This is a genomic window from Halarchaeum grantii (genome assembly GCF_014647455.2).
Lineage (GTDB): Archaea > Halobacteriota > Halobacteria > Halobacteriales > Halobacteriaceae > Halarchaeum > Halarchaeum grantii.
Genome location: NZ_BMPF01000001.1, coordinates 1,063,828 through 1,077,205, shown reverse-complemented (window position 1 = coordinate 1,077,205; position 13,378 = coordinate 1,063,828). Strand labels below are relative to the sequence as shown.

Annotated in this window: 17 protein-coding genes; 8 read left to right on the top strand and 9 right to left on the bottom strand. The window is 71.1% G+C overall.

What is annotated here, in order from left to right:
* The first annotated feature begins 5 nt into the window (after nt 1-5).
* On the top strand, nt 6-194 hold the full coding sequence (locus IEY12_RS05890) for a ribbon-helix-helix domain-containing protein (RefSeq protein ID WP_123074692.1): 189 nt from the start codon (nt 6-8) through the stop codon (nt 192-194).
* Nucleotides 187-900 (top strand): queuosine precursor transporter, encoded by a 714-nt coding sequence (locus IEY12_RS05885; protein ID WP_188880273.1) that lies wholly within the window; start codon nt 187-189, stop codon nt 898-900. The genes IEY12_RS05890 and IEY12_RS05885 overlap by 8 nt, the downstream gene beginning before the upstream one ends.
* On the opposite strand, the gene IEY12_RS15850 is transcribed toward IEY12_RS05885, so the two are convergent.
* Nucleotides 901-1,032 (bottom strand): hypothetical protein, encoded by a 132-nt coding sequence (locus IEY12_RS15850; protein ID WP_268245999.1) that lies wholly within the window; start codon nt 1,030-1,032, stop codon nt 901-903.
* 66 nt (nt 1,033-1,098) lie between these two features.
* Nucleotides 1,099-1,872 (bottom strand): 23S rRNA (uridine(2552)-2'-O)-methyltransferase, encoded by a 774-nt coding sequence (locus IEY12_RS05880; protein WP_188880272.1) that lies wholly within the window; start codon nt 1,870-1,872, stop codon nt 1,099-1,101.
* 158 nt (nt 1,873-2,030) lie between these two features.
* Between IEY12_RS05880 and IEY12_RS05875 the strand changes: the two genes are divergently transcribed.
* From IEY12_RS05875 to IEY12_RS05865, 3 genes are all read left to right on the top strand, one after another.
* Nucleotides 2,031-2,774: a DNA polymerase sliding clamp gene (locus IEY12_RS05875; protein WP_123074700.1), complete on the top strand. Its 744-nt coding sequence runs from the start codon at nt 2,031-2,033 to the stop codon at nt 2,772-2,774.
* 151 nt (nt 2,775-2,925) lie between these two features.
* The gene (locus IEY12_RS05870; protein ID WP_188880271.1) at nt 2,926-3,183 is read left to right on the top strand and encodes a hypothetical protein; all 258 of its coding nucleotides are present in this window, start codon (nt 2,926-2,928) and stop codon (nt 3,181-3,183) included.
* A gap of 53 nt (nt 3,184-3,236) precedes the next feature.
* A complete protein-coding gene (locus IEY12_RS05865; RefSeq protein ID WP_188880270.1) occupies nt 3,237-3,866 on the top strand; it encodes a uracil-DNA glycosylase in 630 nt (209 codons plus the stop codon).
* 1 nt (nt 3,867) lies between these two features.
* Here the strand turns inward: IEY12_RS05865 and IEY12_RS05860 are convergent, their stop codons facing one another.
* A complete protein-coding gene (locus tag IEY12_RS05860; protein WP_188880269.1) occupies nt 3,868-4,449 on the bottom strand; it encodes a protein sorting system archaetidylserine decarboxylase in 582 nt (193 codons plus the stop codon).
* Between the two features lie 95 nt (nt 4,450-4,544).
* On the opposite strand from IEY12_RS05860, the gene priL reads away from it, so the two are divergent.
* A complete protein-coding gene (priL, locus tag IEY12_RS05855; protein WP_188880268.1) occupies nt 4,545-5,615 on the top strand; it encodes a DNA primase regulatory subunit PriL in 1,071 nt (356 codons plus the stop codon).
* A gap of 3 nt (nt 5,616-5,618) precedes the next feature.
* On the opposite strand, the gene IEY12_RS05850 is transcribed toward priL, so the two are convergent.
* Complete coding sequence (locus IEY12_RS05850) at nt 5,619-5,825, bottom strand: DUF7472 family protein (protein WP_229870970.1); 207 nt, start codon at nt 5,823-5,825, stop codon at nt 5,619-5,621.
* A gap of 120 nt (nt 5,826-5,945) precedes the next feature.
* On the opposite strand from IEY12_RS05850, the gene IEY12_RS05845 reads away from it, so the two are divergent.
* Nucleotides 5,946-6,578 carry an SWIM zinc finger family protein gene (locus tag IEY12_RS05845; RefSeq protein WP_188880267.1) on the top strand — a complete coding sequence of 211 codons (633 nt, stop codon included), beginning with the start codon at nt 5,946-5,948 and terminating at the stop codon, nt 6,576-6,578.
* Here the strand turns inward: IEY12_RS05845 and hjc are convergent, their stop codons facing one another.
* The gene (hjc, locus tag IEY12_RS05840; protein ID WP_188880369.1) at nt 6,579-7,067 is read right to left on the bottom strand and encodes a Holliday junction resolvase Hjc; all 489 of its coding nucleotides are present in this window, start codon (nt 7,065-7,067) and stop codon (nt 6,579-6,581) included.
* Between the two features lie 466 nt (nt 7,068-7,533).
* Between hjc and IEY12_RS05835 the strand changes: the two genes are divergently transcribed.
* Nucleotides 7,534-8,058, top strand: coding sequence for a universal stress protein (locus tag IEY12_RS05835; protein ID WP_188880265.1), 525 nt, complete (start codon nt 7,534-7,536; stop codon nt 8,056-8,058).
* 236 nt (nt 8,059-8,294) lie between these two features.
* Here the strand turns inward: IEY12_RS05835 and IEY12_RS05830 are convergent, their stop codons facing one another.
* From IEY12_RS05830 to IEY12_RS05815, 4 genes are all read right to left on the bottom strand, one after another.
* Entirely contained in the window at nt 8,295-9,578 is a 1,284-nt protein-coding gene (locus tag IEY12_RS05830; protein WP_188880264.1) for an adenosylhomocysteinase, read from the bottom strand.
* Nucleotides 9,579-9,806: 228 nt separating this feature from the next.
* Entirely contained in the window at nt 9,807-10,886 is a 1,080-nt protein-coding gene (locus IEY12_RS05825; protein WP_229870965.1) for a hypothetical protein, read from the bottom strand.
* Between the two features lie 92 nt (nt 10,887-10,978).
* The gene (locus IEY12_RS05820; protein WP_188880263.1) at nt 10,979-12,274 is read right to left on the bottom strand and encodes an amidohydrolase; all 1,296 of its coding nucleotides are present in this window, start codon (nt 12,272-12,274) and stop codon (nt 10,979-10,981) included.
* A 25-nt stretch (nt 12,275-12,299) separates the two neighbouring features.
* Nucleotides 12,300-13,376 carry a hypothetical protein gene (locus IEY12_RS05815; RefSeq protein ID WP_188880262.1) on the bottom strand — a complete coding sequence of 359 codons (1,077 nt, stop codon included), beginning with the start codon at nt 13,374-13,376 and terminating at the stop codon, nt 12,300-12,302.
* Nucleotides 13,377-13,378: the final 2 nt, after the last annotated feature.

The following is a 13,378-nucleotide window of genomic DNA, read 5'->3' as shown; positions in this document are numbered from 1 at the left end:
CGGGTATGCCGAAGATCTCCGTCGACGTTCCACAGGAACTGCTCGACGACCTCGACGCGCACGTCGGTGACGACGGCAAGTTCGTGAACCGCTCCGACGCGATCCGCGCGTCCCTGCGGAAGACGCTGGACGTCCTCGACGAGATCGACGCCCGCCACGGCCGCCTCGAGGACGACCGCGACGACGATGAGTGAGGGCGAACCCCCGCTCGCGACCGGCCGCGTCGCCCTCGTCGCGCTCTTCGTCACCGCGCTCGTCACCGCCCAACTCACCGCGTCGAAGGTCCTCGCCTTCGACATCCCGGTCGCGCTCCCGGTGACGGGGAGCACGCTCGTGATGCCGGGCGCCGCGCTCGCGTACGCGCTCACCTACTTCGCGAGCGACTGCTACAGCGAACTCTACGGCCGGCGCGCCGCCACCGTCGTCGTCAACACGGGCTTCGCGATGAACTTCGTGTTGCTCGCGCTCGTCTGGTCGACGATCCTCGCGCCCGCCGCGCGCTCCTCCGTCGACCCCGGGATGTTCGCCACCGTCCTCGGCTCCTCGACGAGCATCGTCCTCGGGTCGCTCTGCGCGTATCTCGTCAGTCAGAACTGGGACGTCTACGTCTTCCACGCCCTGCGCCGCCGGACCGACGGCGCGCACCTCTGGCTGCGCAACGTCGGCTCCACGGCGTCCAGCCAGGCCATCGACACCGTCATCTTCGTCCTCATCGGCTTCCGCTTCGGCCCCGAACTCCTCGGTGCCACGCCGCTCCCGTGGAGCGTCATCGCCTCCCTGATGGTCGGGCAGTACGTCCTCAAACTCGGCATCGCGCTGCTCGACACGCCGTTCGTCTACGCCGCCGTCTCCCTCCTCGGCGACCGGGCCGCGACCGGCCGCGTCGCGCCGACGAAGTAATCACCCGCCCCCGTCCGCGCTCGGGTCCTCGTACGAGCGCGCGTCCCCCTCCGTGAACCACGCCTCGAACGTCCGCGAGTCGGCGCCGAGCCTCTTCGGACGAAAGCGCATCCGCTCGCCCTCCGTCGCCACTCACTCGACGTCGTCCGCGTTCACGGGCCCCATACGTCCGCCCGCGAGCCGGACCGGGAAGAAGACCTAGTCGCGGCGCTCCGCGAACGCGAAGCGCGGCTTCACGTCCACTACCTCGACGCGGAGCTCGTCGCCCATCTCGGCCTCGGGGACGAAGAGCGTGAAGCCCTCGACCTTCGCGATGCCGTCGCCCTCCTCGCCCTCGTCGACGATCTCGACGTCGAGTTCGTCGCCGACCCGCACGGGCCCGGTGAGCTTGTTCTTCCCGACGACGTACACCTCGGAGGAGGCGTCCCGGGAGGCGTCCGGCGAGAGCGTCCGGGTGAACGCGAACTCGTGGGCGACGTCGTCCTTGAACCCCTCGAGGTCCTGCCCCTGGAAGACCTTCACCGCGAAGTCGCCGCCCTCGCCGAGGAGGTCGCTCGCCGTCTCGAGGGCCTGCTGGGCGAGGTAGACCGAGCGGGCGTGATCGAGGTTGTACTCGCCGGTCATGTTCGGCGCCATGTCCGAGAGCACGGTGTCGACGCGTCCGCCGACGGCCTCCTTCACTTCCGCTTTCGTCTCGTCCTCGGTCATGTCGCCGCGAATCGTCTCGACGGGCGCACCGCCCTTCTCGACGGCGTCGATGCGCTGGAAGTCCACGCCGATGACGCGGCCGTGCTCGCCCGCCTCCTCGGCGGCGACTTGGAGCCACCCGCCGGGGGCGGCGCCGAGGTCGACGACCGTGTCTCCGGACGAGATCAGGTCGAGTTCGCGGTTCAACTGCTTCAGCTTGTACGCCGAGCGGGCGCGATAGCCCTGCTGTTTCGCTCGGTTGTAGTACTCGTCCTTCCCGGCCATGATAGTACAAGAAAGGACGCGGCGGCGTTTACGCGCTTCGCTCGCCGGCCGCGCCACCGCGCTGGGCCACCGCGCCGGTACGCCACCGTGACGCTCCCTCACGCGTGCGCGCGCACACCGGGAGTTTATTATGCTGGTCGGCCGTACCGCTCTTCAAGATGTTCAAGGCGATCGTGAGTGCCGACACGCTCCGGGACACGCTCGACTCCGTGAGCGTGCTGGTCGACGAGTGCAAGATCCACCTCAACGAGGACGGCCTCGAGATTCGCGCCGTCGACCCCGCGAACGTCGGGATGGTGGACTTGGAACTCTCCGCGGACGCCTTCGAGTCCTACGAGGCCGACGGCGGGCTCATCGGCGTCAACCTCTCCCGACTCGAGGATATCGCCGGGATGGCGGACGCCGGCCAACTCGTCCAGTTCGAGCTCGACGAGGAGACCCGCAAACTCCACATCCGGATCGAGGGCCTCGAGTACACGCTCGCGCTCATCGACCCCGACAGCATCCGGCAGGAGCCCGACCTCCCCGACCTCGACCTCCCCGCCCAGGTCGTCGTCGAGGGCGCGGACATCGACCGCGCCGTCCGGGCCGCCGACATGGTCTCCGACCACATCGCGCTCGGCGTCGACGCCGAGAAGGAACTCTTCTACGTCGACGCCGAGGGCGACACCGACGACGTCCACCTCGAACTCGAGCGCGAGGACCTCATCGACCTGGAGGCGGGTGACGCGCGCTCGCTCTTCAGCCTCGACTACCTCAAGGACATGAACAAGGCGCTCCCCAAGGACGCCGAGGTCACCCTCGAACTCGGCGAGGAGTTCCCGGTCAAACTCCACTTCGACATCGCGGAAGGACTCGGCTCCGTCACGTATATGCTAGCCCCGCGTATTCAGTCGAACTAACGCCGTCGCGGCCGGTTCCCGTCTTTTCTCTCTCACCGTTCTCGCGGGCGCTCGACGAGCACGTCCTTCCTCGTGAGCGCGACGTGTCCGCCCTCGACGACCCCCGGACGCTCGCGTAACACCCACGTACCCCCACCGCCTACTCGCCGTCGTGAAACGCGCGCATCTCCTCGCCATTGCGCTCCTCGTCGTCGCCGTCGCGTGCCTCGCGAACCCGCTCTACGTCGCGGCGCTCCCGGAGGCGAACGTCCTCGGGCACGCCCCGCGTGGCGGCGGCGCGGCGGCGTTCGCGCCCGACCTGCGGTATCTCGCCCGCCTCGCGCTCTCGACGCTCGGCGTCTTCGCGCTCGTCGGCGCGCTCGCGTCCGCCTTCGCCGGCGGCGTCGAGGCGGTCGAGGACCGCCCGTAGTCGGTCGCGTCGAAGCCGCGCCCCTCTTTGCGCGTGGCCGCCTCCGCGTACCCATGAGCGATCCCGAGTTCCCGGACCCCGATTCGGCGTCCCCCATCGAACCGGGCTGCGAGCGCTGTCCCGCCCTCGTGGAGGCCCGCGAGTGCATCGCGTGGGGGAACGGCCCCCGCGACGCGGCCGTCGTCGCGGTCGGCGAGGCGCCGGGCGCGGGCACGCCCGAGGAGGAGCGCTGGCAGGGCGGGAACTGGACGGGGATGGCGTACACGGCGCGCCACTCCGGCAAGATCGTCCGCACGCTGTTCGCCGATAGCGGGCACACGGACGTCTTCTACACGAACGCCGTGAAGTGCTTCCCGCCGGACGGCGAGGGGTCGAATCGCGAACCCTGCGAGGACGAGCTCGGGAACTGCTTCTCGCACCTCGAAGCCGAACTCGACGCCGTCGACCCCGCCGTCGTCGTCACGACGGGGAAGCACGCGACGCGGGTGCTCTTCGACGCGGCGGGCCGCGACCTCGACTCCTTCCTCGACGCGGTCCTGGAGCCGGTTCCGTGCCCGCCGCTCGACGTGACGGTGCTCCCCGTCCTCCATCCGGCCTACCAACACATGTGGCTCTCGCGACTCGGCTACGACTACGAGGAGTACGCGGCGGAGCTCGGGCGCCTGCTGGACGACTACTGCTGAGTCAGGCGATGACCGTCTCGCCGGCGCGCACGGTGTCGCCGACGGCGACGCGGACGTCCTCGACGTCGTACTCGGGCGGGAGGAGGACGTCGGCGCGCGACCCGAAGGAGACGTGCCCCACCCGCTCGCCGCGCGCGACGGTGTCGCCGGGCTCGACGTAGGGGTGGATGCGGCGGGCGAACGCCCCCGCGATGAGGTCGAGTTCGTAGCTGTCGGTGGTGATGCGGACGCGCTCGTTGCGCTCGGATTCCTTCGAGAACGCCGGCCGGTGCGCGCCCGCTCGGTGGTCGACGGACGCGACGACGCCCGCCTCCGGCGCGCGGTTCACGTGGACGTCCGTGACGTTCATGAAGACGCCGACGCGGACGCGGCCGTCCTCGACTCTGCGGACGCTCACGCGGCCGTCAGCGGGCGCGACAACCCCCGAATCGGGGCCCTCGCGCTCGGGGTCGCGGTGGAACCAGAGGACGAAGCACCCCAGCGCGGCGAGCGCGACCCCGGCGGGCGGGAGGACGAACAGGCTGGGAATCGCGAGCGCGAGCGGCGGGACGGCGTACGTGCGGGCGCCGGGCGCGAGACGCATACGCCGGAGTGGGGACGGGACCGACAACCCTCTTGTGGTCCCGTCACGTCCCGGACCGGGCGGTTTATCGGCGTCCGCCCCCACCGACAGTCCGTATGGAGACTCGTCACGCCCGGTATCCGTTCGCCCGCGACGCCCGTCGGGCCGTTCAGGAGGCGGGCGTGGACCTCGTCGAGGTCGTCCGAGAGGAGGACGCCGTCGTCGAGCGCGCCACACAGCGCGTGCAGAACGCGCTCACGGAGCGCGACATCGGGGAGCGCGTCGCGTCGGACCGCATCGAACTCCTCTCCTATCCGGTCGCGCGGGTCCTCGTCTCGCTCGTCGACGAGAACGTCTGCACGCGCTACTACGCGCAGGCGGAGGCGAACCGCGCCGAGGAGCGCTTCCGCGCTGACTTCGCGGCCGAGGCGGGTCGCGGCGTCGTCACCCGCACCGACCTCCTGCGTGAGTTCGACCTCGCCGACACCGTCCGCGCACTCCGAGAGGGCGGCTTCGAGGCGGACGTCGCGACCTACCTCCGCCTCGCGACGTCGCTGCGCGGCGACGAGTGGCGCCTCGTCAATCGGCCGCTCGACGCCGGTGTCGTCCCGGTGAGCGAACCCGAACTCGACACGCTCCTTCGGGAAGCCGTGCAGGAACGCGTCGAGGACGGCCTCCCGCTCGGCGTGCCGGACGCCATCGGCGACGCGCTCGACGACCCGCTCGCGGCCATCCGCGAGACGCTCGCGGACCTCGACCTCACCCGCGAGATCGACACGGTCGTCCCCGACCTCTTCCCGCCGTGTATGCAACACCTCCTCGACGCCGTCCAGCGCGGCGACCACCTCCCGCATCACTCGCGGTTCGCGCTCACGGCGTTCCTCGGGAACATCGGCCTCTCGACGGACGAAATCGTCGAGCTCTACGAGGTGAACCCGGGGTTCGGCGAGGAGATGACGCGCTACCAGACCGACCACATTCAGGGCGAGTCCAGCCCGACCGAGTACACGGCCCCGTCGTGTGCGACGATGCAGGCGTACGGCGACTGCGTGAACCCCGACGCGCTCTGCGAGCACATCAGTCACCCGCTCAGCTACTACGAGGCGAAACTCGACGACGCCGAGGACGACGACCTCGAGGACTGGCGGGAGGAGCGAGACACCGACGAGGAGAGCGCGGACGCCTGAGCGCTAGTTCTGCTTCGTGGAGAGGAAGAAGCCCGCACCGGCCATGACGAGGACGAAGGCGACGATGGCTCCGATGACGGTGTAGCCCTCTTGGAGGGTGAACGCCTGCGCGCCGATGACCTCGTCACCGACGACGATGATGCCGATGAAGAGCGCGACCGCCGCGAGCGTCACGGCCGCTTCGACGACGGTGTCGCGTTCGATGAGCATACCCGCTCCTTTCCACACTGCGAGCAAAAGGGTGGCGGTCCGTCCCTCCCCAGCCGTCGCGAGACGCCGTCTCACCGGCCCGGTGATGCGCTTTTACGGCCGTAGCGCCTATCTGTTCTCATGGTGCCAACGAAACCCACTCGCACCACGACCCCCCGCCTCGCCCCGCTCGCTCCGGACGGGCCGACCGAGAACCGCGCCGACCGCGCGCGCAGTGAGCCGATGGCGGTCGTCGCGCTCGGCGACGGCCGCTACGACGTCGTCGTTCGCGGCGGCGCCGCCTACACCGTCTCGCTCGACGAAGGGACATGCACGTGCCCCGACTACCGCTACCGCGAGCGCCGCTGCAAGCACCGCCGCCGCGTCGCCATCGACGTCACCGAGCGCCGCGTCCCCGCGCCCGACGAACGCGACGCCACGTGTGCGGCCTGCGGCGACCCGGTCTTCGTCGCCGCCGACGCCCCGGACCCGGCCTACTGCGGGGCCTGCACGCTCGCGCCCGGCACGCTCGTCCGCGACCGCGAACGCGGCGACGTCCTCGTTGTCGTCGAGACGCTCACCCGGCGCGCGACCGACGTCGCGGTCGGCGATCACACGGTCGCCGACCATCCGACGAACGACGGCTACGACCCGCGTGATGCCGTCGTCGAGGCCGTCTACCCGACTCGTGACGCGACGCCCGGCTCGCTCCGCGAGCGCGGCGTGCGGACGTACGCGTTCCCGCGCGCCCGCCTCGAGCGCCTCTCGCGGTAACTACGACAGCATCTCGGTCGCTTCCTCGACCGTGAGGGCGCCCTGCGCGACGGCCTGCAGGACCCCCTCGACGTCCGCGCCGTCCGCGTCGCGCTCGCCTGCGGCCGCCAGGTCGTCGATCGTCTCCCCGTCGGCGAGCGCCGTCTCCTTCTTCACGCGGTAGTTCCCGCCGTCCGTGACGTGCAACTCCGAAGGGTGGAAGAAGTACCAGTCCTCGCGGTCGAAGCGCACGCCGATCTTCGGACGCGCGCCGAAGTTTTGCGCGAAGTAGACGAGCGCCTCCACCTCCTCGCCCGTGAGGTAGATGGGGTCGCCCGCCGAGGACTTCGCCTCGACGGCGTAGAAGGCCGTGCCGTCGCCCGCGAGGACGTCCGGGAGTTCACGCGTCGTCGCGGCCCCCGAGGCGGGCGCGCGCATCACCGCGAACCCCGCCTCGTCGAGGCGATTCACGAGCTCGCGCTCGCGCCGGTCGCCCTTCTCGTTTCGCACCATACGCTCACTCGCCGCCGTGCGCGGATAAACCGGCCGATAGCGCCGGGAGGGGCCACGCCGACGCTTCCCGCCGCGAACCTACCGCCATCGGCGTCGTCTTCGCCGCCCTCGCCAGTGCGGTCACGTCGTCCGTGGCGGCGAGTGACCAAAACCAGATAGGGATGTGACCAACCCGAACAGTGAACTCGTTTCACTTCCCTAACCACACGGTGAGATGGCGCCCGACCCAGATACCGGCGGCGAGCCGGAGCACGTCGGCGAATGCGTGGACTGCGGACGCGTCTATCCCGTCCAGGGTGATGGCGACGGCGACTTCCGACCTATCGGGACGAGTGGAACGTGCGTCTGCGGTTGCGACGCGTTCGTCGCACTCCCGTCCGAGTGACTCCCCCTCCCGCTACGCCCGTTCCCAGCACCTCGGAACCGGAGCGGGGTTCTTCCGACCAGTCAACCAAATTAGGATATGACGCTCTTCGTCCCGTACGACGGGTCGGACCTCGCACGAACGGCGCTCGTGCGCGCGACCGAGTTCAGCACCGTCCTCGACGAACGCGTCGTCGCCGCCGCCGTCATCCCCGAGGGGAACCGGGAGTACGCCCGCGAACGCGACTGGATCGGCCCGACCGAGTCCTTCGACCTCGACGCCGTCGTCGAGACGCTCCACACGCAGGTCGTCTCGCTCGCCCCGCAGGCCGACTTCGAGCACGCCACCGTCGCCCGCTTCGCGCCGCCCGGCACCGTCGCCGGCACGCTCCGCGACCTCGCCGACGACGCCGACGCCGCCATCGTCTTCATCGGGAGCGAGAACGCCGGCGACATCGTCTCCACCCTCGGGAGCGTCGGCGCCGCCGTCGCCGCCGAGGACGCCTACGACGTCCACATCGTCCGGAACCGCGCCCCCTCAAAGATCGAGGCCGTGGCGTCCGCCTCACCCCACCGCAGCGAGAAATCCGACTTCCACTTCCCCGGCTCGGCCGGTGACGAGTGAGCGCCTGCCGCCGTTTCTCGCGCCCCTTCGCTGGCGCGCAGGCGAACGGCTGGCGCCGCTCGCGTATCGGTGGCGCCCTCGCTGACGTTCGGTTGCCACCTACGTCGCTCGCGGGTCGTGCCTCCCCGCTCGCCTACTGGCGAACTCTTCGAGTTCGGTTGCCACCTACGTCGCTCGCGGGTCGCGTCGCTCCCCACTCGCGTATGGCGACGCCCTCGCTGACGCTCGGTTGTCGCCTACGTCCCGTGGCGCCACGACCCCATGTACTGCTCCTGCTCGGTCGAGAGGACGTCGTGCTCGATGTCCTCTGCATCGAGCTTCGTCTCCGCGACCTCGCGGTCGAGCTCGTCCGGGACCGAATGGAGGCCGGCGTCGTACTTCCCCCCATTTTCGGCGAGTTCGCGCACGCAGACCGCCTGCACGCCGAAGGACTGGTCCATGACCTCGACGGGGTGGCCGAGCGCGACGGGGCTCGCGAGGTTGACGAGGCGGCCCTCCGCGAGGACGTTCACGCGCGAGCCGTCCTCGAGTTCGTACTCGCGGACGCCCTCGCGGGCGTCGCGCTCGCTCACGGCGAGCTCGGAGAGTTCGTCGAGGTTGATCTCGACGTCGAAGTGCCCGGCGTTCGCGAGGACGACGCCGTCCTGCATGCTCGCGAAGTGCTTCTCCGTGATGACGTCCTTGTTCCCGGTCGTCGTGACGAAGACGTCGCCCACCTTCGCGGCCTCGTCCATCGGCATGACCTCGTAGCCCTCCATGTGGGCCTCGAGGGCGCGCCGCGAGTCGACCTCGGTGACGACGACGTTCGCGTTCTGGCCGGCGGCCTTCTTCGCGACGCCGCGCCCGCAGTAGCCGTAGCCGGAGACGACGACCGTCTTGCCCGCCCACGAGAGGTTCGTCGTCATCGCGATGTTCGCGAGCGCGGACTCCCCGGTGCCGTGCACGTTGTCGAAGAGGTGCTTCATCGGGGTGTCGTTCACGTTGAACATCGGGTAGTCGAGCGCGCCCTCCTGATCCATCGCGCGGAGGCGATGCACGCCCGTCGTCGTCTCCTCCGTGCCGCCGACGATGTCCTCGATGAGTTCGGGGTACTCCTCGTGGATGCGGAAGACGAGGTCGCCCCCGTCGTCCACCGTGATCGTCGGTTCGGTGGCGATGACGGCGTCCATCGCCTCGTAGTACGCCTCGTCGTCCACGCCGCGCTTCGCGTAGGACGTGATGTTCGGGTGGGCGTCGAGCGCCGCGCTCACGTCGTCGTGCGTGCTCAGCGGGTTGCAGCCCGTGATGGCGACGTCGGCGCCGGCCTCGGCGAGCGTCTCGACGAGGACGGCGGTCTTCGCCTCCACGTGGAGCGCCATCCCGACGCGGTGGTCGGCGAGCGGCTCGCCGGCCTCGAACTGCTCGCGGAGCGCGCTGAGGATGGGCATGTGCTCGAGCGCCCAGTCCATCTTCCGTCGCCCCTCCTCGACGTGCGCCTCAACGTCGTCGAGGCGGTCGCTGATAGGTGCGGCCGTATCCATACGTCAGCGTGTGCGGGGCGCGTGCAAAACACTTCGGATGCCCGTCCCGTGGGTGTGCGCCGGCACGCGAGGGTGGCGTGCGTGCCGACGCGGTGGCTCCGATGGCCGTCGTTCGGTCCCCGTGGCGTCGTGCAGGCGCCACGGGCCTCTAGCTCGGAGCGCTCGTCGGAAAAGAACGATGGCGGTTAAGCTACTGGTCACTCACCGTACAACGGCGCTCGCGGCCGATTAGTTATCGGGGCCGCCGCCGTTCCCGTTCCCGGCGTGCTCGGGCGGTCCGCGCTCGCCACCGCTCTCGGCGTCCGCGTCGCCGTCGCTTTCGTCGGCGTCGTCGCCGTCGTCAGCGTGACCGTTCGAACCGGCGTGCTCGGGCGGGCCGCGCTCGCTTCCGTCGGCGGTTTCGTTCTCGTCGGTGTCGTTCGCGTGGCCGTTCGCACCGGCGTGCTCGGGCGGCCCGCGCTCACCGTCCGCCGCGCCGGCGTTCCCGGGACCGCTCGCGTTCCCGTCGGCCGTCTCGTTTCCGTCGTCAGCGTGGCCGTTCGCGTGGGCGTTCCCGGGGTTGTTCGCGGTCACCCACTCGGAGACCGCCTGCCCGCTCATGTTGCCCGACGCGAGGAGCGAGTGGACGAACGTCGAGACGCGCTGACCGAAGACCGCCGACTCGTTCGTGGCGTTCGTGGCGTTCGTCGCCACGGTCAGCGTCGCCGTCGTCGACGCGCTCCGGTTCTCGAACGTCGCCGTCACGTCGACCGTGACGTTCTGCTCGGGTGCGGGGAGGGCGACGGTGCCGTCGGCGTCCGTCGCGTAGTCGCCCGTGCCCGCGTACGTCACGTTGTCCTGCGTGGCGACCGCCACGGAGGCGTTCGCCACCGCGCTGGCGTTCTCCGTCACGGAGACCGTCGCGCTCCCGTCACTCGCCTGCGTCACGCCGACGTCGAGCGTCGCGTTCGTCTCCACCGCCGGCGCGACGAGCGTCGCCGTCGTCGACGCAGTACTGTTCGCGCTCGTCGCCGTCACGTCGACCGTGACGTTCTGCTCGGGAGCGGGGAGGGCGACGGTGCCGTTGGCGTCCGTCGCGTAGTCGCCCGCACCGGCGTACGTTGAGTTGTTCACCGCCGTGACGCTCACCGAGGCGTTCGCCACCGCGCTCGCGTTCTCGGTGACCGTCACCGTCGCGTTCCCGTCGTCGGCCTGTGCCACGTCCACGGCGAGCTCGTCGCCGGACGCTGCGAGCGCGCCCCCCGCGAAGGGAGCGGCGAGCGCGAGGACGAGCATCGCCGTCACCATGACCGTTCGAGTGCGTCTCATCGTACCCCACCCTACTGCCGCTATGGAGAAAAACCCGGGCGCTCGTTCAGCCGCGTTCCGGCCGTTCAGAGCGTTCTGAACGGTTTAAACGGTCACTCGGACTCGGCGCGAGCGACGAGTGCGGCCGCGTGGTCGGCGGCGCGCTCGCGGACCGCCGCCTCGTCGAACACCGTCACCTCGCCGTCGCGCAACAGCACGTCGCCGTCGCAGACCGTGTGCCGGACGTCGCTCCCGCGCGCCGCGTAGGCGAGATGCGAGACCGCGTCGTGCGTCGGCGTCAGGTGCGCGGCCTCGAAGTCCACGACCGCGAGGTCCGCGTTCCGACCCGCTTCGACGCGCCCCGCGTCGATTCCGAGCGCGTCCGCGCCGCCCGCCGTCGCCATCTCCACCGCCGCCTGCGCGGGCACCGCGCTCGCGTCCGCGGCCGCGTGCTTCCCGAGCATCGCCGCGTCGCGCATCTCGTCGAAGAGGTCGAGGTCGTTGTTCGACGCCGCGCCGTCCGTCCCGAGCGCGACCGTCACGCCCGCCTCGCGGTACGCGGGGACCGGCGCCGCGCCCGACGCGAGCTTCATGTTCGACGCCGGGCAGTGCACCACGGCCGTCCCGCGCTCGGCGAGCAGCGCGATCTCGCTCGCGTCGCTGTGCACGCCGTGCGCGAGGAAATCCGACTCCCCGAGCAATCCGAGGTCGTCCGCGTACGCGAGCGGGCGCTCGCCGTGCTCCTCGACGACCGGGTCGACCTCGTCGGCGGTCTCGTTCGCGTGATAGTGGACGGGGACGCCGGCCGCGCGGGCGTCCGGGACGTACTCGCGCAGTAACTCCTCGCTCACCGTCGTGAGGCTGTGGGGCGCGTAGACCGTTCGAATCCGGCCGTCGGCGGCGCCGTCGTACTCGCGCGCGAACGCGAGGCTCTCCTCGTGGTCGGCGCGCGCCGCGTCCGCGTCCTTCCCGACCCCGACGACGCCGTGGCCGAGACGCGCGCGAACGCCCGCGTCCGCGACCGCCTCCGCGACCTCCGCCATCTCGAAGTACATGTCCGCGAACGCCGTCGTCCCCGAGCGGATGAGCTCGACGAGCGCGAGCTCCGTGCCGACGCGCACGTCCTCGGCGGTGAGCTCGGCCTCGACCGGCCAGACGTCCTCGCGGAGCCAGCACTCCAGGGGCTTGTCGTCCGCGTACCCCCTGAGGAGCGTCATCGCCGCGTGGCAGTGCGCGTTCACGAGGCCGGGCATCACGAGACAGCCCGACGCGTCCAGCGTCTCGTCCCCCGCCGCCACGTCGCCCACGGCGACGATCTCGCCGCTCTCCCGGTCCACGAGCACGTCGCTCTCGGTCACCGAGAAATCCGGGTGGAGGACGCGCCCGTCCGCGATTCGGAGCGTGGTCATATCCCCGCATGCGCGCCGCGACGCCTTAGTCCGCCCGCTCTTCGAGGCGGGCGATGCGCGAGCGCAGACTCGGCCGCATCCGCAGCGCGCGCCGTATCCGGCCGCCGCCGCCGTCGAGCGAGCGCCCGGCGTCCTCCGCGACCGCGCGATACGTTTCGATGACTGTCCCCGGGTCCGTCGCTTCGGCGGCGTCCCGGTCGGCGGCGTAGACGACGCGCCGCCCATGCCAGAGCAGGGAGGCGGCCGTGAGCGCACCGCCGGCGACGAGCGCGCCCGCGACGGCGTCGCCGACCGGAACGACGAGGCCGGCGACTGCGACGACGAACCCGGCCGCCGCGCCGAACTTCGCCTCGACGTACCCCCGTCGCGCCCGCCCGGCGGCGCGCGCGACCTGCGCGACCAGCGCGTCCGCGTCGTAGGCCACGAGTAGGTGGCTCCCGACGAGGAGCGTGCGGAACCGGGGCGGCCCGCGGACGAGCACGCCCGCCCAGCGCACCGTCTCGGACTCGATGGCGTGCACGGAGCGCGGGTCGAGACCGACGCGCTCGCAGGCCACGCGAACCCGCTCGCGCTCCGCGTCGGTCAGGGCGCGCGTCGACTGCGAGACCCGGACGAGCGTTCCGCTCCCGACGTACACGAGGAGGACGATGCCCGCGCCGAGCCCCAGCACGCCCCACGCGCTCCCGGTGGGGACGTGCCCGAGGGCGTAGAGCGCGAGCGCGAACGCGCCGAAGAGCGCGGCGAGCCACCGGCCGACGCTCGCGGCCGCCCACGCCGTGCTCGCGTCGAGGTCGCGCGTCGCCCGGATCGCCGGCCAGAGCCCGAGGTAGTACGCGAGGTCCGCGACGACGAGCGCGGCCGCCATCGCGAGCAACGTCAGCAGGTCGCCGAGCGGGCCGTCGCCGAACGCCTCGAACCCGCCCGCGCCGACGGTCGCGACGAACGCGACGAGCGTGACGACGACGAAGCCCGCGTAGAGCGCGCGTCGCAGTCGCGTTAGCGCGCTCTCGGTGCCGTGGACGGCCGCACCGTAGAGGCGCGCGAGCGCATATCCGAGGAGCGAGACGACGAGGAGGGCGGCGGCGCTGGCGAGGAGGGACACGT

Bases quoted from the DNA above. Each gene is read 5' to 3' on its own strand.
- IEY12_RS05890 (WP_123074692.1), top strand. From the start codon at position 6: ATGCCGAAGATCTCCGTCGACGTTCCACAGGAACTGCTCGACGACCTC.
- IEY12_RS05885 (WP_188880273.1), top strand. From the start codon at position 187: ATGAGTGAGGGCGAACCCCCGCTCGCGACCGGCCGCGTCGCCCTCGTC.
- IEY12_RS05880 (WP_188880272.1), bottom strand. From the start codon at position 1,872: ATGGCCGGGAAGGACGAGTACTACAACCGAGCGAAACAGCAGGGCTAT.
- IEY12_RS05875 (WP_123074700.1), top strand. From the start codon at position 2,031: ATGTTCAAGGCGATCGTGAGTGCCGACACGCTCCGGGACACGCTCGAC.
- IEY12_RS05865 (WP_188880270.1), top strand. From the start codon at position 3,237: ATGAGCGATCCCGAGTTCCCGGACCCCGATTCGGCGTCCCCCATCGAA.
- IEY12_RS05860 (WP_188880269.1), bottom strand. From the start codon at position 4,449: ATGCGTCTCGCGCCCGGCGCCCGCACGTACGCCGTCCCGCCGCTCGCG.
- priL (WP_188880268.1), top strand. From the start codon at position 4,545: ATGGAGACTCGTCACGCCCGGTATCCGTTCGCCCGCGACGCCCGTCGG.
- IEY12_RS05850 (WP_229870970.1), bottom strand. From the start codon at position 5,825: ATGCTCATCGAACGCGACACCGTCGTCGAAGCGGCCGTGACGCTCGCG.
- IEY12_RS05845 (WP_188880267.1), top strand. From the start codon at position 5,946: ATGGTGCCAACGAAACCCACTCGCACCACGACCCCCCGCCTCGCCCCG.
- IEY12_RS05835 (WP_188880265.1), top strand. From the start codon at position 7,534: ATGACGCTCTTCGTCCCGTACGACGGGTCGGACCTCGCACGAACGGCG.
- IEY12_RS05830 (WP_188880264.1), bottom strand. From the start codon at position 9,578: ATGGATACGGCCGCACCTATCAGCGACCGCCTCGACGACGTTGAGGCG.
- IEY12_RS05825 (WP_229870965.1), bottom strand. From the start codon at position 10,886: ATGAGACGCACTCGAACGGTCATGGTGACGGCGATGCTCGTCCTCGCG.
- IEY12_RS05820 (WP_188880263.1), bottom strand. From the start codon at position 12,274: ATGACCACGCTCCGAATCGCGGACGGGCGCGTCCTCCACCCGGATTTC.